Source organism: Vibrio sp. 2134-1 (assembly GCF_033339495.1).
The window spans coordinates 1-600 of record NZ_JAWOUS010000667.1; the positions used below are offsets into that span (position 1 = coordinate 1).

Annotated in this window: 1 pseudogene; it reads right to left on the reverse strand. The window is 43.0% G+C overall.

Annotated elements, in window-relative coordinates:
* Window positions 1–600, reverse strand: a pseudogene (locus R7R78_RS27855) (hypothetical protein); the annotation flags it as partial.

Genomic DNA, 600 nt, shown 5'->3' on the forward strand with positions numbered 1-600 from the left:
CATAGATAAAAGACATCGCTATAATGAAAGACGCTGAGATCTCGCCAAGGTAGTCTCGGGCTAGAATAACGGTCGATGTCACTACGACCATAACCAAGCCCGTTGCAATCCCTTTAATCGCTCGCTTGATGTTGTTACCCATGGAGATAGTTTGCTCACGCAAAACAATAGGGTGTTCAATCAGACGTCTTAACAAACGCATTTTGTTTGAAAGACGCGTCACGTCTTCAACCACGCGTGGAGAGTTGTATTTGTTTAGCTTGCGATGTGCTTGTTCTTTCTCACACAGAGTAATCAAACGCTGTTTAATGGTGCTGTAATCGCCTTCTCGAGGAAGATGAGCGACGAGAGACAAAAACTTCTGCTCGGTATACCACGACAAATAGTTATCAATATTAACGTAGTAACGCTTTAAGTTTTCTTCATAAGGGATAGAGCGTCTCAAGCGTTTTAAGATCTCAAGCGTCAACTCAATGACTTCGTCCACTTCATCTTCTGTAACGGAGTTGCTCTCGTGCTTATTTAAACTCGCCACTGCTTTATCTAATGCGATAACGTACTGGTAGGCGAACAAACTCAAACTTACGCGGTATTGCTGAT